This is a genomic window from Streptomyces sp. NPDC057877 (assembly GCF_042796855.1).
In the GTDB taxonomy this organism is placed as follows: domain Bacteria; phylum Actinomycetota; class Actinomycetes; order Streptomycetales; family Streptomycetaceae; genus Streptomyces.
Genome location: NZ_JBHVMS010000002.1, coordinates 86,037 through 105,711 on the forward strand (window position 1 = coordinate 86,037; position 19,675 = coordinate 105,711).

Sequence of the window (19,675 nt, forward strand, 5' to 3'; positions counted from 1 at the left end):
GGCGGACGGGCCGATGAGCAGGGCGGACGGGCCGATGAGCAAGGCGGACGTCCCCATGTCCGTGCGGGCCGTGCTGTTCGACCGGGACGGCACCCTCGTCGAGGACGTCCCCTACAACGGCGACCCCGCGCTGGTGCGGCCGGTCCCCGGGGCCTGGGCGGCGCTGCGGCTGCTGCGCTCGCGCGGGATCCGCACCGGCGTCGTCACCAACCAGTCCGGTGTCGCCCGGGGCCTGCTCACCGAGGGCCAGGTGCGCCGGGTCAACGCGCGGATCGACGAACTCCTCGGCCCGTTCGACGTGTGGGCGGTGTGCCCGCACGGCCCCGGCGACGGCTGCCACTGCCGCAAACCCGAACCCGGCCTGATCCTGTGGGCCGCGGGGCGGCTGTGCACCGCCCCCGCCGACTGCGCCGTGGTCGGCGACATCGGCGCCGACGTCGAGGCCGCCCGGCGCGCGGGCGCGCACGGCGTCCTGGTGCCGAACGACCGGACCCGGCCCGAGGAGACCGAGGCAGCCGGGCATCTCGAGCCCGACCTCGCCTCGGCCGTGCGGGCGCTGCTCGCCCCCCAGACCTCCGGGAGGCCGGTGTGAGAGCCCTCGTCGTCCGGCTGGACAGCTTCGGGGACGTGCTGCTCGCCGGGCCCGCCGTTCGCGCGGTCGCCGCCCGCGCCGACTCGGTGACCCTGCTGTGCGGACCGCTCGGCGCGCCCGCCGCCCGGCTGCTGCCCGGCGTGGACGACGTCGTCGTCTGGGACGCCCCGTGGGCCGGGTTCGCGCCGCCGCCGGTGCGCCGGGCCGAGGTGACGGAGCTGATCGACCGGCTGGACGCCGACACGGCGCTGGTCCTGACTTCCTTCCACCAGTCGCCCCTGCCCACCGCCCTGCTGCTGCGCCTCGCCGGGGTCGCGCACATCGCCGCGGACAGCGAGGACTACCCCGGGTCCCTGCTCGACGTACGACACCACCGCGCGCCGCACGCCCACGAGGTGGAGGCCGCCCTCGAACTGGCGGAGGCCGCCGGGTTCCCGCCGGTCGACGACGGGCTGCCGAGGGTGCTGCCGCCGCCGGACACCACGGCGCTCACCGGCCCCGAGCCGTACGTCGTGCTGCACCCGGGCGCGAGCGTGCCCGCCCGCGCGTGGAGCGCCGAACGGTGCGCCGAGGCCGTGGGCGAGCTGGCCGCGGCCGGGCACCGGGTGGTGGTCACCGGCGGCACGGGGGAGCGGGAGCTGACCGCGCGGGTGGCGGGCGGGGCCGGAGCAGGCCGTAGCGGCCCGCCCGTCCTCGACCTCGGCGGGCGCACCGACGCCCCCGCACTCGCCGGTGTCCTCGCCCGCGCCGCCGCCGTCGTCACCGGCAACACCGGCCCCGCGCACCTCGCGGCGGCCGTCGGCACCCCCGTGGTGTCCCTGTTCGCCCCCGTCGTACCCGCCGAACGCTGGCGGCCCTACGGCGTCCCGTACGTCCTGCTCGGCGACCAGGACGCGCCGTGCGCGGGCAGCCGCGCCCGGGTGTGCCCCGTACCGGGCCACCCGTGCCTGGAGACGGTGACCGCCTACGACGTCCTGGCCGCAGTGGAGAAGGTGATGCAGCCGTGAGGATCCTGCTCTGGCACGTGCACGGTTCCTGGACCACGTCCTTCGTCCAGGGCCCGCACACCTACCTCGTCCCCGTCACCCCCGACCGCGGACCCGACGGCCTCGGCCGCGCCCGCACCTTCGACTGGCCGGACTCCGTCGTGGAACTCCCGCCCGAGCGGCTGCGGGACGCGGACATCGACGTCGTCGTCCTGCAGCGCCCCCATGAACTCGCCCTCGTCGAGGCGTGGCTGGGCCGTCGCCCGCCGCTCGTCTACCTGGAGCACAACGCCCCCCACGGCGAGGTGCCCGACACCCGCCACCCCGCCGCCGGTATCCCCGGCGTCACGCTCGTCCACGTCACCCACTTCAACCGGCTGATGTGGGACAACGGAACCACTCCGACGGAGGTGATCGAACACGGTGTCGTGGACCCCGGCCAGCGCTGGACCGGGGAACTGCCACGGGCCGCCGTCGTCGTCAACGAACCCGTGCGCAGGGGCCGTACCACCGGAACCGATCTGCTGCCCGCGTTCGCCCGCGCCGCACCCCTCGACGTGTTCGGCATGGGCACCGACCGGCTCACCACCCTGCCCGACCCCTGCCGCACCCATGAACTCGTGCAGGCCGACCTGCACACCGAGATGGCCCGGCGCCGCGTCTACCTGCACCCCGTGCGCTGGACCTCCCTGGGCCTGTCCCTGCTGGAGGCCATGTTCCTCGGGATGCCGGTGGTCGCGCTCGCCACCACCGAGGTGACCGAGGCGGTGCCGCCCGGCGCCGGGGTGGTCTCCAACCGCATCGACGTACTGACCGACGCCGTACGGGACTTCGTCGCCGACCCGCTGCACGCGCGCGTGGTCGGCGACGGCGCCCGCGCGGCGGCACTCGCCCGCTACGGGCTGACCCGTTTCCTGGACGACTGGGAGCGGCTGCTGAAGGAGGTGACCCGATGAGGATCGCCATGGTGTCCGAGCACGCGAGCCCGCTCGCCGCGCTCGGCGGCCCCGACGCCGGGGGCCAGAACGTGTACGTCGCCCGCCTCACCGAGGAGCTGGCGCGGCGCGGCCACGACGTCACCGTCTACACCCGGCGCGACGCGCCCGACCTGCCGGTGCGGGTGCCGCTGCCCGGCGGCGGGGTCGTGGAGCACGTCCCCGCCGGACCGGCCGCGCCCATCCCCAAGGACGCGCTGTTCGAGCACATGCCCGGCTTCGGCGCGTATCTGGCGCGGGCCTGGGACCGGGACCGGCCCGACGTGGTCCACGCCCACTTCTGGATGTCCGGCATGGCCTCCCAGCTCGGCGCCCACCCGCACGCCATCCCGGTCGTGCAGACGTACCACGCCCTCGGCACCGTCAAGCGCCGCCACCAGGGGCGCCGGGACACCAGCCCCTACGAACGCATCGGCGTCGAGCGGCAGATCGGCCGCACCTGCCACCGGGTCCTGGCCACCTGCACCGACGAGGTCTACGAACTCGCCGACCTGGGCGTGCCGCCCCGGCAGGTGTCCGTCGTGCCGTGCGGGGTGGACGTCCACCACTTCCGTCCCGGCAGCGAACGCGACCGGCGCATCCCCGGCCGCCACGCGCGCTACCGGCTGCTGTCCTGCGGGCGCCTGGTCCGCCGCAAGGGCTACGACCAGGCCATCCGCGCCCTCGCCCGGGTGCCGCGCGCCGAACTCCTCATCGCGGGCGGCCCGCCGCCCGGACTGCTCGACACCGAGCCCGAGGCGGAACGGCTGCTGCGGCTCGCCGAACACCACGGCGTCGCCGACCGGGTACGGCTGCTGGGCGCCGTCGACCCCGCGCGCATGCCCGCCCTGATGCGCAGCGCCGACCTGGTGCTGTGCACCCCGGTCTACGAGCCCTTCGGCATCGTCCCGCTGGAGGCCATGGCGTGCGGGGTGCCCGTCGTCGCCACCGACGTCGGCGGCCACCGCGACTCCGTCGCCGACGGCGTCACCGGACGGCTCGTGCCCTACGGCGACCCCGGCGCCCTCGCCGCCGTGACCCGTGAACTCCTCGGCGACGCCGCGCTGCGCCACCGCTACGGCGACGCGGGCCGCGAACGCGTCCTGGCCCGCTTCACCTGGCGGCGCGTCGCGGACGGCGCCGAGCAGGTGTACCGGCACGTCACGGCCGGGCACGCGCTGTCGACATCGACGGAGGTGGCGTGATGAGCGTCGAGGCCAACGCCCTGGTCGCGCACTGCGACGAACTGAGCGACGCGATCGCCGAGTTCCGGCGCTCGGTGCCGGTCACCCAGCGGTGGGGCGAGCGGCTCGCCACCGTCCTCGGCGGCGGCGGGCGGCTGCTCGCCGCGGGCAACGGCGGCAGTGCCGCGCAGGCCCAGCACCTCACCGCCGAACTCGTCGGCCGCTACCGCGCCGACCGGCCGCCGTTCTCCGCGATCGCCCTGCACGCGGACACCTCCAGCACCACCGCCATCGCCAACGACTACGGCGTGGACGAGGTGTTCGCCCGCCAGGTCCGCGCCCACGGCCGCCCCGGCGACGTGCTGATGCTGCTGTCCACGTCCGGCGCCAGCGCCAACCTGCTGTCGGCCGCCGACGCCGGACGGGCCGCCGGGACGCGGGTGTGGGCCCTGACCGGACCGGCCCCCAACCCGCTGCTCGCGGGCAGCGACGAGGCGCTGTGCGTGGCGGCCGGATCGACGGCCACCGTGCAGGAACTCCACCTGGTCGCCGTGCACATGGTGTGCGAGGCGTTCGACGCGGCGCTGGACGGCACCCACGGGAGGTCCCATGGCTGAGCGCACCCCCCTCGTCGTGGTCGGCGACGCCCTCCTCGACCACGACCTCACCGGCACCGCCGACCGGCTCGCCCCCGACGCCCCCGTGCCCGTCGTCGCCGACTGCGCGGAACGGCGACGGCCCGGCGGCGCCGCCCTGACCGCGTACCTCGCCGCCCGCGACGGCCGCGAGGTCACCCTGATCACCGGCCTCGGCGACGACGAGGCCAGCCACGCGCTGCGCCGACTCCTGGACGGCACAGTGGAGTTGATCCCGCTCCCGCTGACCGGCCCGCTCCCCGAGAAGACCCGCGTCCTCGCGGCGGACCGCCCCCTGGTCCGCCTCGACCGCGGCGACGGCCGCACCCGCGAGGCCACCGACGCCGCCCGCGAGGCGCTGAGCCGCGCCCCGGCCGTGCTCGTCTCCGACTACGGCCGCGGCGCCGCCGACGCCCTGCGCGACACCCTCACCGAACGCCCGCCCCTGGTCTGGGACCCCCACCCGCGCGGCGGTCCACCCGTACCCGGCACCCGCCTGGTCACCCCGGCCGAGAAGGAGGCCCGCGCCTTCGCGGGCGTCGGCGAGGGCCTGCGGGCCGTCGCCCACGGGGCCGCCACCCTCGTACGGCGGTGGCGGGCCGCGGCCGTGACGGTGACCCTGGGCCCGCGCGGCGCCCTGCTCTCCTACGGCGAGCACCCCCTCCTCGTCCCCGCCCCCGCCGCCCACCACGGCGACGCCTGCGGCGCGGGCGACCGGTTCGGCGCGACGGCCGCCGGGCTGCTCGCCGACGGGGCGCTGGTGGAGGAGGCCGTGGCAGGGGCGGTGACGGCGGCCACCGAGTTCGTCGGCGCCGGGGGAGCGGGGGCGGCCCTGCGGGGCGAGCGCCCCCGGCTGCCCGTCGACGACCCCTACGCCCTCGCCGACCGGGTCCGCGCCACCGGCGGCACCGTCGTCGCCGCGGGCGGCTGCTTCGACCTGCTGCACGCCGGACACGTCGGGCTGCTGCAGGCCGCCCGCCGCATCGGGGACTGCCTGATCGTGTGCGTCAACTCCGACGCCTCCGTACGCCGCCGCAAGGGCGACGGCCGCCCCGTCAACTCCCTCGCCGACCGGGTGCGCGTGCTGCGCGCCCTGGCCTGCGTCGACGCCGTCGCCGTCTTCGACGAGGACACCCCGGGGCGGCTGCTGACCGACCTGCGGCCGGACGTCTGGGTCAAGGGCGGCGACTACGCGGGCGCGGACCTGCCGGAGGCCGCGCTGCTGGAAGGGTGGGGCGGGCAGGCGATCCTGCTGCCGTACCTGGACGGGCGGTCGTCGACGGCGTTGCTGGAGCGGGCGCTGGGGAGCGCCGTATGACCCGCCGCCGTATGAGCCCCCATCCCCATCCCCATCCCCACCCCCATCCCCACCCCCGCCCCCGCCCCCGTCTCCTTGTCCTGCGCGCCCTCGGCCTCGGGGACCTGCTCGCCGGAGTGCCCGCGCTGCGGGCCCTGCGGCGGGCGTTCCCCGGGCACGAGCTGATCCTCGCGGGGCCCGCCGAGCTGGCGCCGATCGTGGCGGCCACCGGCGCCGTCGACCGGCTGCTGCCCGCGTCCGCGCCGGGGCGTGCCGTGCCACGGCGGCTCGACTGGAGCGGCCCGCCCCCCGACGTCGCGGTGGACCTGCACGGCAACGGCCCGCCCAGCCACCGCCTGCTGCAAGACCTGCGCCCACTGCGGCTGCTGGCCTTCGCGCACCCGGAGACGCCCGAGATCGACGGCCCGCCCTGGTGGTCCGAGGAGCAGGAGCGCGACCGCTGGTGCAGGCTGCTCACGGCCTACGGCATCGACGCCGACCCGACCGACCTGCGGCTGCCGCGCCCGCCCGAGCCCTCCCCGGCGCCCGGCGCGGTCGTCCTGCACCCCGGCGCCGGAGCACCGTCCCGGCAGTGGCCGGTGGAGCGGTACGCCACCGTCGCCCGCGCCCTGCGCGCCCACGGCCACCGGGTCGTCGTCACCGGGGGAGCCGACGAGCGCGCCCTGGTCGCCCGCCTCGGCGAGCACGCCGGACTGACCCGCGCCGACCTCCACGGCGGCACGCTCACCCTGCCCCGGCTCTCCGCCCTCGTCGCGGGCGCGCACACCGTCGTCAGCGGGGACACCGGCATCGCGCACCTCGCGGTCGCCCACGCCACCCCCACCGTCACCCTCTTCGGCCCGGTGCCGCCCAGCCGCTGGGGCCCGCCCCCGCACCCGCGCCACCAGGCCCTGTGGCACCCCGGCCCGGACGGCGACCCGCACGGCCGCCGACCCGACCCGGCACTGCTGCGCATCCACCCCGACGACGTCCTGGCAGCCCTCGACCGCATCGGACACGTAACGGCCCCCCGCACCCTGGACCGGCAACCGTCATGAGCAACCCGCCCCTGGGCATCGCCATCGCCACCCGCGACCGCTCCGACCGCCTCGCCGTCACCCTCCGCCACCTGCTCGCCCTCCCGGAACGCCCACCCGTCGTCGTCGCCGACAACGCCTCCACCGACGACACCCGCGCCCGCCTCGCCCGTGACTTCCCCGAGGTCCGGGTGCTGGCCCTGCCCTCCAACCGGGGCGCCCTGGCCCGCACCCACGCCGTCCGCGCCCTGGACACCCCGTACGTGGCCTTCAGCGACGACGACTCCTGGTGGGCGCCGGGCGCGCTGGCCCGCGCGGTGGAGCACTTCGAGGCCCACCCCCGGCTCGGCCTGCTCTCCGCCCGCACCCTCGTCGGCCCCGAGGAGACCCCCGACCCGCTCAACGCCCTCCTCGCCCGCTCGCCCCTCGGCCCGGCCCCCGACCTGCCCGGCACCCAGGTGCTCGGCTTCCTGGCCTGCGCCGCCGTCGTCCGCCGCGCCGCCTACCTGGACGCGGGCGGCTTCCACCACCTGCTGTTCTTCGGCGGGGAGGAGACCCTCCTCGCCTACGACCTCGCCACCCGCGGCTGGGGCGTCGCGCACTGCCCGGACGTGACCGCCCACCACCACCCGGCGCCCTCGCCCCGTCACGAGCGCCCGGCGCGCGACCGCCGCAACGAGGTCCTCACCGCCTGGCTGCGCCGCCCCGTGCCGCACGCCCTCGCCCGCACCCGCCGCCTCGCCGCCGAGGCCCGCCACGAGGCCCCCGCCCGGCGCGCCCTGCGCGAGACCGTCACCCGCCTGCCCGCCGCCCTGTACGCCCGCAGCCCGCTGCCCCCGCACCTGGAACGCGCGGCCCGGCTGCTGGACGAGACCCACGGCCGCCAGGGAGCGATCCCATGACCGACCCCCGCGTCTCCGTCGTGATCATCACCCACGACCGCCGCGCCGAACTCCTGCGCACCCTCGACCACCTCGCCGAACTCCCGGAGCGGCCCGAGGTGTTCGTCACCGACAACGCCTCCACGGACGGCACCGCCGCCGCCGTGCGCCGCCACCACCCCCGGGTACGGCTGCTGCCCGCCGCCCGCAACCTCGGCGCCGTGGGCCGCAACGTGGCGGTCCGCCGGGTCCGCACCCCCTACGTGGCGTTCTGCGACGACGACTCCTGGTGGGCGCCCGGCGCCCTGTCCGGCGCCGCCGACCTGCTCGACCGGTACCCCGCGCTCGGCACGGTCACCGCGCGGATCGTCGTGGAACCGGACGGCACGGACGACCCCATCGTGCGCGAACTGCGCACCTCACCCGTCCCCGGCCCCGACTGGCTGCCCGGCCCGGCGCTCGGCTCCTTCCTGGCCGCCGCGACCGTGCTGCGCACCGACGCCTTCCGCACCGCGGGCGGCTTCCACCCCCGGCTGTGGCTGGGCGGCGAGGAGGAGCTGCTCGCCGCCGACCTGGCGGCGAACGGCTGGTGGCTGACGTACGCCGACCATCTGACGGCCCATCATCAGCCGTCCGAGCTACGGGACTCCACCGCGCGGCGGGCGCACGGCATCCGCAACACCCTGTGGTTCACCTGGCTGCGCCGCCCGGCCCGGCCCGCCCTGCGCCGCACCTGGCACCTGGCCCGCACCGTCCCGCACGACACCACCTCCCTGCGCGGCTTCGCCGAGGCCGCCGCCGCCCTCCCCTGGGTACTGCGCGAACGCCGGGTACTGCCCGCCGAGGTCGAGTCCCGGCTGCGCACGCTGGAACACGCCCAGAGCACGTCGACGGCCCGGCGCTACGTGGGGTGAGGGTGACCCCGTGTGCGCGAACGCCCCGTTCAGCCCGGGGACCGCTGCACCTCCAGTGCCTCCAGGAGTCCGTCCGCGCTGTCCGGCAGGGACCCCTCCAGGAACTCGGCGCGCACCTGCCGCGCGGCCACCCGGCCGGACGTCAGGCACCACTCCCACCAGCGTTCCAGCAGGCGTCCGTCCAGGCGCTCGGCGGGGATCAGCGCGGGCCAGCCGCAGGCGCGGGCCTGGGCGGTCACCTTCGCGCCGCCCGCGACCGGGTCGACGGCGATGGCCGGGGTCCCGGCCCGCAGGGCCAGCACCAGCCCGTGCAGCCGGTCGGTGACGACGAGGTCGAGACGGGCCAGTACGGACAGCAGTTGGGCGGGGGTCGCGCTGAGCCGCCAGTCGTGGGTGTCGAGCCGGGTGTCCAGTTCCAGGCGGGCGCAGTCCCGCTCGGCCAGCCAGTGCGTGACCGTGCGGGCCACCTCGTCGTGCCGCCGCTGCGGCCCGTACTCGTACTGGCCGTGGGTCAGGATCACCCCGGCGACCGGCCGTACCGGTACGGCGGGCGCGCGGGCCGACAGGTCCTCCACCGGAGGGGCGGCGGGCGCGTCGCGCGCGAGGACCCGGTGGAACCCGGCCACCGCCGGGTCGTCCGGGTCGAGGACGGACGTGCCGACGGCGATCCGCGCGCAGTGCGCGAACCGCCGGTGCAGCGCCTCGACCTGTGCCCCGTGCAGCGGCCCGCACACGAACACCAGATGCGTGTAGTCCTCGGGCCGCACCTCCTCCAGATGCAGCGCGCCCGCCCGGAACCCGGGGCTCCACACGACGTCGTAGGAGACCCCGGCCCGGCGCAGGACGTCCTCCACCCGGCGCAGGGCGAGCACGTCCCCGGCGGTCGCCTCCCCGTGCAGGAAGCTGAACCACCCGGCGACCAGGATCCGGCGCCGCGGCAGTCGCTGCCGCACGTCCGGCTCCCTCACGTGGTGCGTGCTCACAGTGGGGTCCGGGTGCCCAGCACACCTCGCCCGCAACCCTCGTGACGCACCCCGTCACGGCTCCCAGTGCGCCAGCCGGTGCAGCGCGGCGGCGGTCCCGGCGAACCCCTGCTCGCCGAGCAACTCCCGCAGTTCCCCGTTGAAACGGTCGATCTCCGGCCGCGCGGCGGCCAGTGCCGCGGTCCCCTCGGCGGTCAGCTCCAGGACGACGGCCCGGTGCTCACGCGGATGCGGTCGCCTGACCACGAGCCCCGCCTTGGTGAGCCGTGCGACCAGTCCCGTCACCGCCGACTCGCGCAGCCCCAGCACCCGGGCCAGCCCCTGCTGGGTGATCCCGGGCTCGTCGTGCACGGCGAACAGCGCGCCGAGCTGCGCGGTGGTCACCCCGGCGGCGGCCAGACAACGCCGGTCCACCCCGGTGCGCAGCTGGTGCGCCGCCCGCTGGAGCAGGAAGTACAGACGCTGGTCGGCCTCGGACATGGGCCGATCTTGACAGAAGCGGCGCTCGCGCGCGAGGGTCGGGGAACAGTCACTTCACTAGTGAAGTGAGCACGGTGAAGTGAGCGCCGACTCGACGCGAGGGGCCATGACCATGCGCACCATCGACGACCTGGAGACCGCCCGGAAGGTGCTGGCCGCCCAGCCCTTCAGCGACCTGATCCGCGCCCGCCTCGTCGCCTTCGGCGGTGGCGAGGCCGTCCTGGAGCTGGACATCCGCGACGAACTCCGCCAGCAGTACGGCTTCCTGCACGGCGGCGTCCTCGGCTACGCCGCCGACAACACCCTCACCTTCGCCGCGGGCACGGTGGCCGGTGCCCGGCTGATCACCGCCGGGTACACCATCGACTACCTCAAGCCCGCCGACGGCGTCCTGCTGCGCGCGCACGGCCGCGTCGTCCGCGCGGGCCGCACCCGCGTGGTCAGCCGCTGCGACCTGAGTACGGTGGCCGAGGACGGCACGGAGACGCTGTGCGCGGTGGCGCAGGGCTCCGTCGCGGTGCTGGCGCCCGGCTCCTGACCGGCTACTGGGTGCGGGCCACCAGGAGGGCGACGTCGTCGTGGTCGTCGGGGTTGCGCAGCCCGTAGAGGAGCAGGTCGCAGGTCTCCTCCAGGGACTCGGGGGGCTCGTCGAGGAAGCCGAGGAGGACGCCCAGGCGGTCGTCGATGGGGTGGTGCCGGGTCTCGACGAGGCCGTCCGTGTAGAGGACCAGCAGATCGCCGGGGGCGAGTTCCACGGTGGCGGTCTCGAACGGGATGCCGCCGATGCCGAGCGGGGCCCCGGCGGGCAGGTCGAGCAGGGTGGCCGCCTCGCCGGGGCGGGCCAGCGCGGGCGGCATGTGGCCCGCGTTGGCGATGCGGCACGTCCTGGTGCGCGGGTCGAACACGGCGTAGACGCAGGTGACGATGTAGTGCTCCAGATCGCAGGTGATCTTGTCGAGGTGCTGGAGCACCGCGCCGGGCTCCAGATCGAGGTCGGCGTAGGCGCAGGTGGCGGTGCGCAGTCGGCCCATGGTCGCGGCGGCGTCGATGCCGTTGCCCATCACGTCGCCGACGACCAGGGCGGTCTTGTCGTCGGTCAGCGGGATGACGTCGTACCAGTCGCCGCCGACCTCGCTGGTGGCCTGGGCGGGCTGGTAGCGGGAGGCGAGTTCCAGGCCGGGGTGGTGCGGTGAGTGGTCGGGCAGCAGACTGCGCTGGAGGGTGAGCGAGGTGTTGCGCACGCTCTGGAACCAGCGGGCGTTGTCGATGGCCACGGCCGCCCGTCCGGCCAGCTCGCAGGCGAGGATGACATCGTCCTCGTCGAACGGGACCGGGTTGCGGGTGCGCTTGAGGTCCAGGACGCCGAGCACCTCACCGTGGGCGATCAGCGGCACGGCGAGATACGAGTGGACGCCCGCGCGGGCCAGCAGCGTGGTCGCCTCCTCGTCCCGCGCGATCCGCGGCAGGTCGTGGTGGCCGACATGCTTGACCAGCACCGGCCGCGCGGTGTGCACGCACAGGGTGACCAGGCGGTCGCCGTCGTAGGCGGCCAGGTCACCGGGGGCGTCGGCGGCGCGCAGCGCGACGGTGGGGTGCGCCGCCTTGAGTGCCAGGGCGCGGAACAGCTCCGGTCCGTTGTCCGGCTTGCGGCTGCGGCGGCAGGCGAGCGCGGCGTCCAGGACGTCCACGGCGACCACGTCGGCGAGTTCGGTGGAGGCGATGTCGGCCAGTTCGCGGGCGGTCTGCTCCACCTCCAGGCTGGTGCCGACGCGTGCGGAGGCGTCGGCGATCAGCGCGAGGCGGCGCCGGGCGCGGTCGGCCTCGCCCGCCGCGCGGTGCCGCTCGGTGACGTCCACGACCGAGGTGGCGGCGCCCAGCACCCGGCCGCCGGGGTCCTCAAGCCGGTAGAACGACAGCGACCAGGCGTGCTCGTGCTCGGGGTCGGCGTGCGGGCGGCCCACGTGGTACTGGTCGAGGAGCGGGGTGCCGGTGGTGAGCACCTGCTGCAGCGCCGACTCGATGGTGGCGACGTCGGGGAGCGCCGGGGTCTCCCGCAGATGACGGCCGATGTGGTCCTCCGCGGGGATGCCGTCGATGCGTTCCAGCGCCGGGTTGACCAGGCGGTAGCGCAGGTCGGGGTCCATCAGGGCGAGACCGATCGGGGACTGGTTGATCAGCCTCTCGCACAGCGCGAGATCGGTCTCCACGCGCTCCAGGAGGGCGTGGTCGGCCGCGATGCCCAGCGCGTAGACGTCCCCGAGGTCGTCCGTCAGCCGCATGTTGCGGAACTCCGTCAGCCGGGTGGAGCCGTCCTTGTGCCGGACGGGGAAGGCACCGGCCCAGCTGCGGCCGGTCTGCAGCACCTCGGTGAACAGGCTCATCACCGCCTGGAGGTGCTCGGGGTGGATGAACAGCCGCGCCGCGTACTTGCCGAGGGCCTCCTCCTCGGAGTACCCGAACAGTTCCCCCGCCTGCGGGGTCCAGAAGACGATGCGGCCGTCGGCGTCGACGACCACCGCGGCGACGCTCAGCACATCGAGCAGACCGGTCGGCCGGGGCGGCTCCGAGTCGCCGTACCCCCCACCCCGGGACCGGAAGGATCCGGCTGTCATGGCAGCGCACCTCCTCCACCGGCCGGTGGGACGCCCACGGCACGGGGGCCGCACGCCGGGTTCCGACCCCCGGCACTTCCATGCTCCCCCGGGGCATCCTCCTTTGCCCAACCGGAGCGCTTCCCGTTCCCGGGCCGGAGCGCCGGAGCGCCGGAGCCGTGCGGATCGGGCGGACTAGCAGGAACATGGTCCTGTAAAGGATGCGACCCATGAACTCTCCCGACGCGCCCACCCCCGACACCCCCCATGACCACCTCGACGCCTCCTCCGACGCCGCAGCCGTGCTGTCGGCGGACGGTGTGGTCGTCGGGTGGACGCGGGGGGCCCAGGAGCTGGTCGGGTGGGCGGCGGGGGATGTCGTCGGCAGGTCGGCCGGGCGGGTGCTGGCCGGGCCGGGGGATCCGGCGCGGGTGGCGGGGATCGCGGAGCGGTGCCGGGGCGGGGTGGGGTGGAACGGGCAGGTCGCGCTGCGGCACCGCGACGGGGCCCGGATCGACGTCGACCTGCGGGTCTCCGCGTCCTTCCGGATCGGCGACGCCGAGTGCTTCCTGCTCTCCGCGTGGCAGCGGCGCCAGCAGTGGGCCGTGGGCCAGTCCGTCCTCGACGGCTTCCTCACCCGCTCGCCGGTCGGCATGGCGGTGATGGACCTGGACCTGCGCTACGTGTGGCTCAACGACACCCTGGAACGCTTCGGCGGCGTCCCGCGCGAGCAGCGCCTCGGCCGACGGCTGAGCGAACTGCTGCCCGGCCTCCAGACGGAGACCATCGAGGGCCTGATGCGCAAGGTCCTGGCGACCGGCCTCCCGGTCACCGACTACGAGTACGTCGGCTGGAGCTGGGCCGACCCGCACCGGCAGCACGCCTACTCGACGTCCTTCTTCCCGCTGGTGGACGCCCACGACGCCATCACCGGGGTCTGCTACATGGTCCTCGACGTCACCGAGCGGTGGAACGCCCGTCGCCTCCTGACCCTCGTGAACGAGGCCGGGACCAGCATCGGCAGGACCCTCGACGTGCTCCGCACCGCCCAGGAACTCGCCGACTTCGCCGTCCCGAACTTCGCGGACTTCGTCATCGTCGACCTGCTGGAGACCGTCCTCAGCACCGAGGGGCACGGCGCGTGGCTGACCGACGCGGGCCCGGCGCCCGTCCGGCCGGTGATGCGCCGCGCCGGGATGAAGTCGGTGCGCGAGGGCGTCCCGGAGGCCGTGGCCCAGATCGGGGACCGGGTGACCTTCCTGCCGCCGCCGCACGACGTGCACCTGCTGATCAGCGGCGAGCCGATCCACCTCCCCGTCCTCGACCCGTCCGACGAGCTGTGGCTCAGCGAACAGCCCGAACGCGCCGCCCACATCCGCGAGTTCGGCCTGCACTCCCTGATCTCCGTGCCGATGCGGGCCCGCAACACCGCCCTCGGCCTCACCACGTTCCTCCGGTCCCTCAACCCCGTCCCCTTCCAGCCCGACGACGTCCTGCTGGCCCGCGAGCTGGTGGCGCGGGCGGCGCTGTGCGTCGACAACGCCCGCCGCTACAGCCGGGAGCACACCGCGGCGGTCACCCTCCAGCGCAGCCTGCTGCCGCACGCCCTGTCCGGCGGCACGGCCCTGGAGGTGGCCTCCTCCTACCTCCCCGCGGACGCGCCGGGCGGCGTCGGCGGCGACTGGTTCGACGTGATCCCGCTGTCCGGCGGCCGGGTGGGCCTGGTCGTCGGCGACGTGGTGGGGCACGGCATCGCCGCCGCCGCGACCATGGGGCGGCTGCGGACCGCCGTACAGACCCTCGCCGACATGGAGATGCCGCCGGACGACCTGCTGGCCCACCTCGACGACCTCGTCCTGCGGCTCGGCGAGGAGGAGACCGGCGCCGCGCGCCCGGACGAGGACACCACCCCCTCCTTCCTCGGCGCGACCTGCCTCTACGCCGTCTACGACCCGGTCACCCGGTGCTGCACGATGGCCCGCGCCGGACACCCGCCGCCCGTCGTCGTCGACCCCGGCGGAACCGTGACCTTCCTCGAACCCCCGGCCGGACCGCCGCTCGGCCTGGGCGGCATGGCCTTCGAGGCCATGGAGATCGAGCTGGCCGAGAACAGCCTGCTCGGCCTCTACACCGACGGGCTCATCGAGGGCGCCGACCACGACATGGAGCGGGGCATGGCCCGGCTCGGCGAGGTACTGGCCCGGCCGGGCCCCGACCTCGACGCCCTGTGCACCTCCGTGGTCCAGCGGCTCGTCCCGGTGCCGCAGGCCGACGACATCGCCCTGCTCCTCACCCGCACCCACGCCCTGGGCGCCGACCGGGTGGTCTCCTGGGGAGTCCCCGCCGACCCGGCCGCCGTCGCCGACATCCGGGCCCGCGCCGCCCGCCAGGTGGCGGCCTGGGGCTTCGAGGAACTGGCCCTCACCACCGAACTCATCGTGAGCGAACTGGTCACCAACGCCATCCGCTACGCCCACCCGCCCATCCGGCTACGGCTGCTCCGCGACACCCGCCTGACCTGCGAGGTCTCCGACGCCAGCGCGACCGCCCCCCGACTGCGCCACGCCCGCTCCACCGACGAGGGCGGCCGGGGACTCTTCCTGGTCGCCCAGCTGGCCCACCGCTGGGGCGCCCGGTACACCCACAACGGCAAGATCATCTGGGCCGAACAGGAGATCGGCCAAGGGCCCGCTACTCCACCGTGAAGGGGTCGTCGTCGATCTCGCAGTGCGCGATCGGCGAACCCGTCCCGTCGCAGCCCTCGGGCAGCGCCCCCCAGACCCAGACCTTGCCGGGCTCGGTCGGCAGCATCTGGACCCAGGAGACATGGCGGACGTACTGGGTGCTCGGCCGGTTGACGGTGACCGTTCCCTCGCTGACCGTCTCGCTGGGCTCGTACGGCGTGACGTCCACCCGTGGGGCCCGGCCCATCGGCTCACCGCCGGGCCGGTGCAGCGACGCCTCCACGAATCCCGCCATCTCGGGGCCGTCCGGCACGAGGGGGCACCAGAAGCTCGCCGAGTACGTCAGATCGCTTGGATTTCCCTGCGTCCAGCGGGCGTTGACGCCCCACTTGCACGGGACGACACCGCCGACCGGCGACCCGTCCGCCTCGCTGACCTGGACGGCGACGAACTCGCCGTCCCGCGGCTCGGCGGCCGGTGACGGAGTGACGCCCCCGGCGAGCAGCAGGGCCGGGAGGGCGAGGCCGACGACGGCCGGGCGCGGCCGAAGACGTGCGGTGACGCGGTGCATGACGTGCTCCTGTCGGTTGTGCGGCGCGGCCCGCGGTCAAACGGCGTGACCGGCGCCGGAAGCGGTGATCCGCACGCGTCTCGGCGGTGCGGTGACCCGAGTTTGTGCAGGTGCGTCACCCTTCGCAAGCTTGTCCCGTTTGCTTCCTCGATGTCGGGATCCCTAAGGTTCCGACCTGCGGGGACGCGGATGTCCCGGGACAGTGGAGGACTTGGAGATGGCCATCGGCAAGGTCTCCCCGGACGACGACCCGGCGCGCGTCCTGGGCAGTGCCCTGCGCGCGCTGCAGCAGCGTTCGGGCCGCACGTTGCGGGCGCTGGAGAACGAGGTGCGCATCAGCGACTCGTCCCTGTCGCGCTACTTCCGCGGCAGTACGGTGCCGCCCTGGTCCACGGTCCGTGACCTCTGTGTCGCCCTGAAGGCCGACCCGGCCGAGTACCGGGCCCTGTGGGAGGCCGCGGACCGCAGCCAGCCCACCGCGCCCCCGGCCCGCGCGCCGGACCCCCCGGCCGCCCCCCGCCGCCGCCCGCGCGCCCGCTGGCGGTACGTCGCCGCCGGAACGCTGGCCGGTGCCCTGCTCGGCGGCGCGCTCACCGCCGTACTCCTGCCGACCGGAGGCGACGCGGCCGACTCCGCGCACAACGGCCCGCAACTGCCCGACCCCGGCCGGATGTTCGTCAACCGCGCCACCGGCGCCTGCCTGGACGACAGCCTGGACGCGGGCCTGCGCACCTACCCCTGCAACGCCCTCAACTACCAGCGCTGGTCCAGGACCACGGCGGACGACGGCACCACCCGGCTCAGGAACCACGCCACCGGCGCCTGCCTCGACCACGGCGACGACGGACTGCGCCCCGCCGTCTGCGGCTCGGAGGCCACCCAGCAGTGGATCGTGACCGCCCTGCGGGACGACTCCGTGGAGATCAGGAACGCCGTCACCCACCACTGCCTCACCGACAGCGCCACCGGACTGCGCGCCCTGCCCTGCGAGCGCACGGACCGTCAGAAGTGGGGCTGACCGGTCACCCCCGCGGCGGCGCCACGGCCCCGGCGAGGGCGGCCAGGTCCTCCGCGGTGCGCGGCCCGTCGGCCGTCTCGCCCAGCAGGCCCTGCGTGCGCAGCAGCCGGGCCGCCGCGATGCCCCAGGGCAGCCGCAGCCCCGCCTGCCCGAGCAGCTCGGTGCGGGCCAGCGTCGCCGCCACGGGACCGGTGTGCACGCCCGACGGGGTGAGCAGCGCCGCGTCGTCGGCCCAGCGCAGCGCGAGGTCGACGTCATGGGTGGCCATCACCACCGTCGTCCCGCTCGCGCGCAGCTCGTCCAGGGTGGCCAGCAGCCGCTCCTGGCCGTCCGGGTCCAGGCCCGCGGTCGGCTCGTCGAGGATCAGCACCCTCGGCCGCATCGCGACCGCGCCCGCGATCGTCGCCCGCTTGCGCTGGCCGTAGGACAGCAGATGGGTGGGACGGTCGGCCAGGGCGCCGATGTCCAGCGCGGCCAGCGCCTCGCCGACCCGGGTCCGCACCTCGGCGTCGGGCAGGCCGAGGTTGAGCGGCCCGAACGACACGTCCTGCGCCACGGACGCGGCGAACAACTGGTCGTCCGGGTCCTGCACCACCAGCTGGACCGTCGTCCGCAGCCGGGTCAGCCCCTTGCGGTCATGGGCGACCGGCCGCCCCTCGACCGTCAACCGGCCCTCGCGCGGCCTGAGCCCACCGCTCAGCAGCCGCATCAGGGTCGTCTTGCCGCTGCCGTTGCGGCCGAGCAGCGCGAGCGCGCGCCCCTCGTGGACGTCGAAGTCGAGGCCGCTGAGGACGGTGGGACCGTCCTCGTAGGCGAAGGACACACCCCGCAGGGCGACCAGGGCGGGCTCGCTCATGTCAGCGGCCTTTCGAGTACGAGGGTGAGGGCGGCCAGCGCCGCCAGCAGGAGGAGGCTCGCTCCGGTGAACCGGACGGAGACCCGGGCCTCGGGCAGCAGCACCCGCAGGGAGCCGTCGTAGCCGCGCCCGGCGAGCCCCGCCTGCAGCCGGGCCGCCCGGTCGAAGGCCCGCACGAACGCGGTCGCGCCGAGCCCCGCCAGGGACCGCCAGGTCGCGGCCCGGGTGGTGTGCCCGAGCCGCGCGGCCTGCGCGGCCCGGATCCGGCGCACCGAGTCAAGCAGCAGGAAGCTCATCCGGTACGTGACCAGCGCGACGTCCACCACGGGCGCGGGCACCCCGGCGCGCACCAGCCGCGGCAGCAGATCGGACATCGGGGTGGTGAACGCGAACAGCAGCACCCCCAGGGACGCCGCCGACGTCCGCAGCAGCAACTCCCCGGCGCGCAGCGGCCCGTCGTCGGCGAGGGACACCAGCCCTCCCGGACCGCCGACCTGCACGAGCAGCGTCGCGGCGCCCGTCGCACAGAACCCCAGCGGCACCTTGTACGCCCGCCACAGCCCCCGCCCCGGCACCCCGGCCGGGCCCAGCAGCAGCGCCAGCGCCGTCACCAGCACCAGGGCCGCGCCCGGCCAGGGCGGCAGCGAGATCGCGAGCACGGTCAGACCGAGCCCGAGCACGGCCTTGTCCACGGGGTGGCGGCGGCGCCAGCGACTGCTGTGCGCCGCCGCGTCGATCGGCAGCACTCAGTCGTCCCCGGCGCTCACCCGGGGTTCGGCCAGGGCCCGCTCCGCGCCCTGCCGACGTCCCCGGCGCAGCCCGAAGTAGTACGCCAGCACGCCCGCGCCGAGCGCGGCCTGCACCGCGAACAGCGCCGACTCGATCTCGCCGGACGGCGGTTCGTACAGCGGCGAGAACCACGGCTCGTAGTCCGGCTCGATCTCGGTGATCGCCGTCTCCGCCTCCGCGTCGGCGCCGGTGAACGGCTCCTCCTTGTGGTCGCCCAGACCGAGCGCCAGCGGCAGCACCGCCAGCGCGGCCACCGCGAGCAGCAGAAGCAGGTTGATCTTCGTGTTGCGCTTCACCGGGCCACCGCCTCACGCTTCGCGGGCTTGGTCAGCAGCACTCCGAGCCGGGTCAGCTCCCCCTTGCTGGACTGCACCAGCAGCCGCATCACCAGCACCGTCAGCAGGCCCTCGCTCACCGCGAGCGGGATCTGCGTGACCGCGAAGATGGAGCCGAACTTGCCGAGCGCGCCCAGGAACCCGCTGCTCGGGTCGGGGAAGGCCAGCGCCAGCTGCACGCTGGTCACGCAGTACGTGGACAGGTCGGCGACGAACGCGCCGCCGAAGACGGCGCCCATCAGCGGCACGTCGTACCGGCGCAGCAGCCGGTAGACCCCGTAGCCCGCCCAGGGGCCGACGATCGCGAGGGAGAAGACGTTGGCGCCGAGCGTGGTCAGCCCGCCGTGCGCCAGCAGCAGCGCCTGGAACAGCAGGGTGATGGTGCCCAGGACCGCCATCACCGGCGGCCGGAACAGGATGGCACCCAGACCGGTGCCGGTGGGGTGCGAGCAACTGCCGGTCACGGAGGGCAGCTTCAGCGCGGACAGGACGAACGTGAAGGCGCCGGAGGCACCGAGGAGCAGGGTGCTCTCCGGGTGCTCCCTGACCTCACGGGTGAGGGAGCGGACTCCGTGGACGACGAACGGCGCGGACGCGGCACCCCAGGCGATCGCGTGCGCCGGAGGCAGGAAACCCTCGGCTATGTGCATGGCTCAGCAGACCCTCTCCAGCACCTCGTGGATGGTTGACGCGCCTTGGCCGGTCTCCTGGCTGACGGGTACCACCGCCCGTGCTCCGCCTTCCCGGGTCCCGAAGGACCCAGTGGCCGCCCGTGAGGGCTGGAGCCGGACTTCCCGATCACAGTGGCGAGGGCCGCACCGGCATCACACCGGATTTCCCGTTCACCAAGGCGTGGTGACAGTAATCG

At 75.4% G+C, this 19,675-nt stretch carries 20 protein-coding genes and 1 riboswitch; of the genes, 12 read left to right on the forward strand and 8 right to left on the reverse strand.

The annotated features are described in order from the left end of the window. Positions 1-34 precede the first annotated feature (34 nt). Genes ACFVQG_RS04320 through ACFVQG_RS04360 form a run of 9 tightly spaced genes read left to right on the forward strand, consistent with a single transcriptional unit; the run spans position 35 to position 8,500 of the window. Positions 35-592, forward strand: a complete 558-nt coding sequence (locus ACFVQG_RS04320) for a D-glycero-alpha-D-manno-heptose-1,7-bisphosphate 7-phosphatase (protein ID WP_383377913.1) — start codon at positions 35-37, stop codon at positions 590-592. Then, on the forward strand, positions 589-1,599 hold the full coding sequence (locus ACFVQG_RS04325) for a glycosyltransferase family 9 protein (protein ID WP_383376689.1): 1,011 nt from the start codon (positions 589-591) through the stop codon (positions 1,597-1,599). Before ACFVQG_RS04320 ends, ACFVQG_RS04325 begins: the two co-directional genes overlap by 4 nt. Then, entirely contained in the window at positions 1,596-2,534 is a 939-nt protein-coding gene (locus ACFVQG_RS04330; protein ID WP_383376691.1) for a glycosyltransferase, read from the forward strand. Before ACFVQG_RS04325 ends, ACFVQG_RS04330 begins: the two co-directional genes overlap by 4 nt. Beyond that, the gene (locus tag ACFVQG_RS04335; protein WP_383376693.1) at positions 2,531-3,757 is read left to right on the forward strand and encodes a glycosyltransferase; all 1,227 of its coding nucleotides are present in this window, start codon (positions 2,531-2,533) and stop codon (positions 3,755-3,757) included. The genes ACFVQG_RS04330 and ACFVQG_RS04335 overlap by 4 nt, the downstream gene beginning before the upstream one ends. Further along, positions 3,757-4,353 (forward strand): SIS domain-containing protein, encoded by a 597-nt coding sequence (locus tag ACFVQG_RS04340; protein ID WP_383376695.1) that lies wholly within the window; start codon positions 3,757-3,759, stop codon positions 4,351-4,353. The genes ACFVQG_RS04335 and ACFVQG_RS04340 overlap by 1 nt, the downstream gene beginning before the upstream one ends. Continuing rightward, positions 4,346-5,689, forward strand: coding sequence for a D-glycero-beta-D-manno-heptose 1-phosphate adenylyltransferase (rfaE2, locus tag ACFVQG_RS04345; protein WP_383376697.1), 1,344 nt, complete (start codon positions 4,346-4,348; stop codon positions 5,687-5,689). Before ACFVQG_RS04340 ends, rfaE2 begins: the two co-directional genes overlap by 8 nt. 11 nt (positions 5,690-5,700) lie before the next feature. Further along, the gene (locus ACFVQG_RS04350) at positions 5,701-6,726 is read left to right on the forward strand and encodes a glycosyltransferase family 9 protein (RefSeq protein ID WP_383377916.1); all 1,026 of its coding nucleotides are present in this window, start codon (positions 5,701-5,703) and stop codon (positions 6,724-6,726) included. Further along, positions 6,723-7,607 carry a glycosyltransferase family 2 protein gene (locus ACFVQG_RS04355; protein ID WP_383376699.1) on the forward strand — a complete coding sequence of 295 codons (885 nt, stop codon included), beginning with the start codon at positions 6,723-6,725 and terminating at the stop codon, positions 7,605-7,607. Before ACFVQG_RS04350 ends, ACFVQG_RS04355 begins: the two co-directional genes overlap by 4 nt. Beyond that, positions 7,604-8,500: a glycosyltransferase family 2 protein gene (locus tag ACFVQG_RS04360; RefSeq protein WP_383376701.1), complete on the forward strand. Its 897-nt coding sequence runs from the start codon at positions 7,604-7,606 to the stop codon at positions 8,498-8,500. Before ACFVQG_RS04355 ends, ACFVQG_RS04360 begins: the two co-directional genes overlap by 4 nt. Positions 8,501-8,529: 29 nt before the next feature. Here ACFVQG_RS04360 and ACFVQG_RS04365 read toward each other — a convergent pair whose 3' ends face one another. Together ACFVQG_RS04365 and ACFVQG_RS04370 are read right to left on the reverse strand one after the other, a co-directional pair. After that, positions 8,530-9,453 carry a polysaccharide pyruvyl transferase family protein gene (locus ACFVQG_RS04365; RefSeq protein ID WP_383376703.1) on the reverse strand — a complete coding sequence of 308 codons (924 nt, stop codon included), beginning with the start codon at positions 9,451-9,453 and terminating at the stop codon, positions 8,530-8,532. 84 nt (positions 9,454-9,537) lie between these two features. After that, positions 9,538-9,963, reverse strand: coding sequence for a MarR family winged helix-turn-helix transcriptional regulator (locus ACFVQG_RS04370; protein WP_383376705.1), 426 nt, complete (start codon positions 9,961-9,963; stop codon positions 9,538-9,540). Positions 9,964-10,075: 112 nt separating this feature from the next. Here ACFVQG_RS04370 and ACFVQG_RS04375 point away from each other — a divergent pair, with 112 nt between their 5' ends. Beyond that, on the forward strand, positions 10,076-10,501 hold the full coding sequence (locus ACFVQG_RS04375; protein WP_383377918.1) for a PaaI family thioesterase: 426 nt from the start codon (positions 10,076-10,078) through the stop codon (positions 10,499-10,501). Between the two features lie 4 nt (positions 10,502-10,505). On the opposite strand, the gene ACFVQG_RS04380 is transcribed toward ACFVQG_RS04375, so the two are convergent. Continuing rightward, positions 10,506-12,575, reverse strand: coding sequence for a SpoIIE family protein phosphatase (locus ACFVQG_RS04380; RefSeq protein WP_383376707.1), 2,070 nt, complete (start codon positions 12,573-12,575; stop codon positions 10,506-10,508). Positions 12,576-12,784: 209 nt separating this feature from the next. Between ACFVQG_RS04380 and ACFVQG_RS04385 the strand changes: the two genes are divergently transcribed. After that, positions 12,785-15,259 (forward strand): SpoIIE family protein phosphatase, encoded by a 2,475-nt coding sequence (locus ACFVQG_RS04385; protein WP_383376709.1) that lies wholly within the window; start codon positions 12,785-12,787, stop codon positions 15,257-15,259. Here ACFVQG_RS04385 and ACFVQG_RS04390 read toward each other — a convergent pair. Continuing rightward, on the reverse strand, positions 15,246-15,809 hold the full coding sequence (locus ACFVQG_RS04390) for a hypothetical protein (RefSeq protein ID WP_383376711.1): 564 nt from the start codon (positions 15,807-15,809) through the stop codon (positions 15,246-15,248). The two genes, ACFVQG_RS04385 and ACFVQG_RS04390, sit on opposite strands and share 14 nt — an antisense overlap. Before the next feature lie 217 nt (positions 15,810-16,026). Here ACFVQG_RS04390 and ACFVQG_RS04395 point away from each other — a divergent pair, with 217 nt between their 5' ends. Further along, positions 16,027-16,827, forward strand: a complete 801-nt coding sequence (locus tag ACFVQG_RS04395; protein WP_383376713.1) for a helix-turn-helix domain-containing protein — start codon at positions 16,027-16,029, stop codon at positions 16,825-16,827. A gap of 4 nt (positions 16,828-16,831) precedes the next feature. Here the strand turns inward: ACFVQG_RS04395 and ACFVQG_RS04400 are convergent, their stop codons facing one another. From ACFVQG_RS04400 to ACFVQG_RS04415, 4 genes are read right to left on the reverse strand one after another with little or no spacing between them, the layout of a single operon-like run. Beyond that, positions 16,832-17,683: an energy-coupling factor ABC transporter ATP-binding protein gene (locus tag ACFVQG_RS04400; RefSeq protein ID WP_383376714.1), complete on the reverse strand. Its 852-nt coding sequence runs from the start codon at positions 17,681-17,683 to the stop codon at positions 16,832-16,834. Then, positions 17,680-18,429, reverse strand: a complete 750-nt coding sequence (gene cbiQ / locus ACFVQG_RS04405; RefSeq protein ID WP_383376716.1) for a cobalt ECF transporter T component CbiQ — start codon at positions 18,427-18,429, stop codon at positions 17,680-17,682. The genes ACFVQG_RS04400 and cbiQ overlap by 4 nt, the downstream gene beginning before the upstream one ends. Continuing rightward, positions 18,430-18,768, reverse strand: coding sequence for an energy-coupling factor ABC transporter substrate-binding protein (locus ACFVQG_RS04410; RefSeq protein WP_383376718.1), 339 nt, complete (start codon positions 18,766-18,768; stop codon positions 18,430-18,432). It abuts the gene before it with no gap. Continuing rightward, positions 18,765-19,457: an energy-coupling factor ABC transporter permease gene (locus tag ACFVQG_RS04415; RefSeq protein WP_383376720.1), complete on the reverse strand. Its 693-nt coding sequence runs from the start codon at positions 19,455-19,457 to the stop codon at positions 18,765-18,767. Before ACFVQG_RS04415 ends, ACFVQG_RS04410 begins: the two co-directional genes overlap by 4 nt. A gap of 29 nt (positions 19,458-19,486) precedes the next feature. Further along, positions 19,487-19,672: riboswitch (cobalamin riboswitch) on the reverse strand. Positions 19,673-19,675: the final 3 nt, after the last annotated feature.

Coding starts and splice junctions, on each gene's coding strand:
- ACFVQG_RS04320 (WP_383377913.1), top strand. CDS start 35: ATGAGCAAGGCGGACGTCCCCATGTCCGTGCGGGCCGTGCTGTTCGAC.
- ACFVQG_RS04335 (WP_383376693.1), top strand. CDS start 2,531: ATGAGGATCGCCATGGTGTCCGAGCACGCGAGCCCGCTCGCCGCGCTC.
- ACFVQG_RS04340 (WP_383376695.1), top strand. CDS start 3,757: ATGAGCGTCGAGGCCAACGCCCTGGTCGCGCACTGCGACGAACTGAGC.
- rfaE2 (WP_383376697.1), top strand. CDS start 4,346: ATGGCTGAGCGCACCCCCCTCGTCGTGGTCGGCGACGCCCTCCTCGAC.
- ACFVQG_RS04350 (WP_383377916.1), top strand. CDS start 5,701: ATGAGCCCCCATCCCCATCCCCATCCCCACCCCCATCCCCACCCCCGC.
- ACFVQG_RS04355 (WP_383376699.1), top strand. CDS start 6,723: ATGAGCAACCCGCCCCTGGGCATCGCCATCGCCACCCGCGACCGCTCC.
- ACFVQG_RS04360 (WP_383376701.1), top strand. CDS start 7,604: ATGACCGACCCCCGCGTCTCCGTCGTGATCATCACCCACGACCGCCGC.
- ACFVQG_RS04370 (WP_383376705.1), bottom strand. CDS start 9,963: ATGTCCGAGGCCGACCAGCGTCTGTACTTCCTGCTCCAGCGGGCGGCG.
- ACFVQG_RS04375 (WP_383377918.1), top strand. CDS start 10,076: ATGCGCACCATCGACGACCTGGAGACCGCCCGGAAGGTGCTGGCCGCC.
- ACFVQG_RS04380 (WP_383376707.1), bottom strand. CDS start 12,575: ATGACAGCCGGATCCTTCCGGTCCCGGGGTGGGGGGTACGGCGACTCG.
- ACFVQG_RS04385 (WP_383376709.1), top strand. CDS start 12,785: ATGAACTCTCCCGACGCGCCCACCCCCGACACCCCCCATGACCACCTC.
- ACFVQG_RS04390 (WP_383376711.1), bottom strand. CDS start 15,809: ATGCACCGCGTCACCGCACGTCTTCGGCCGCGCCCGGCCGTCGTCGGC.
- ACFVQG_RS04395 (WP_383376713.1), top strand. CDS start 16,027: ATGGCCATCGGCAAGGTCTCCCCGGACGACGACCCGGCGCGCGTCCTG.
- ACFVQG_RS04400 (WP_383376714.1), bottom strand. CDS start 17,683: ATGAGCGAGCCCGCCCTGGTCGCCCTGCGGGGTGTGTCCTTCGCCTAC.
- ACFVQG_RS04415 (WP_383376720.1), bottom strand. CDS start 19,457: ATGCACATAGCCGAGGGTTTCCTGCCTCCGGCGCACGCGATCGCCTGG.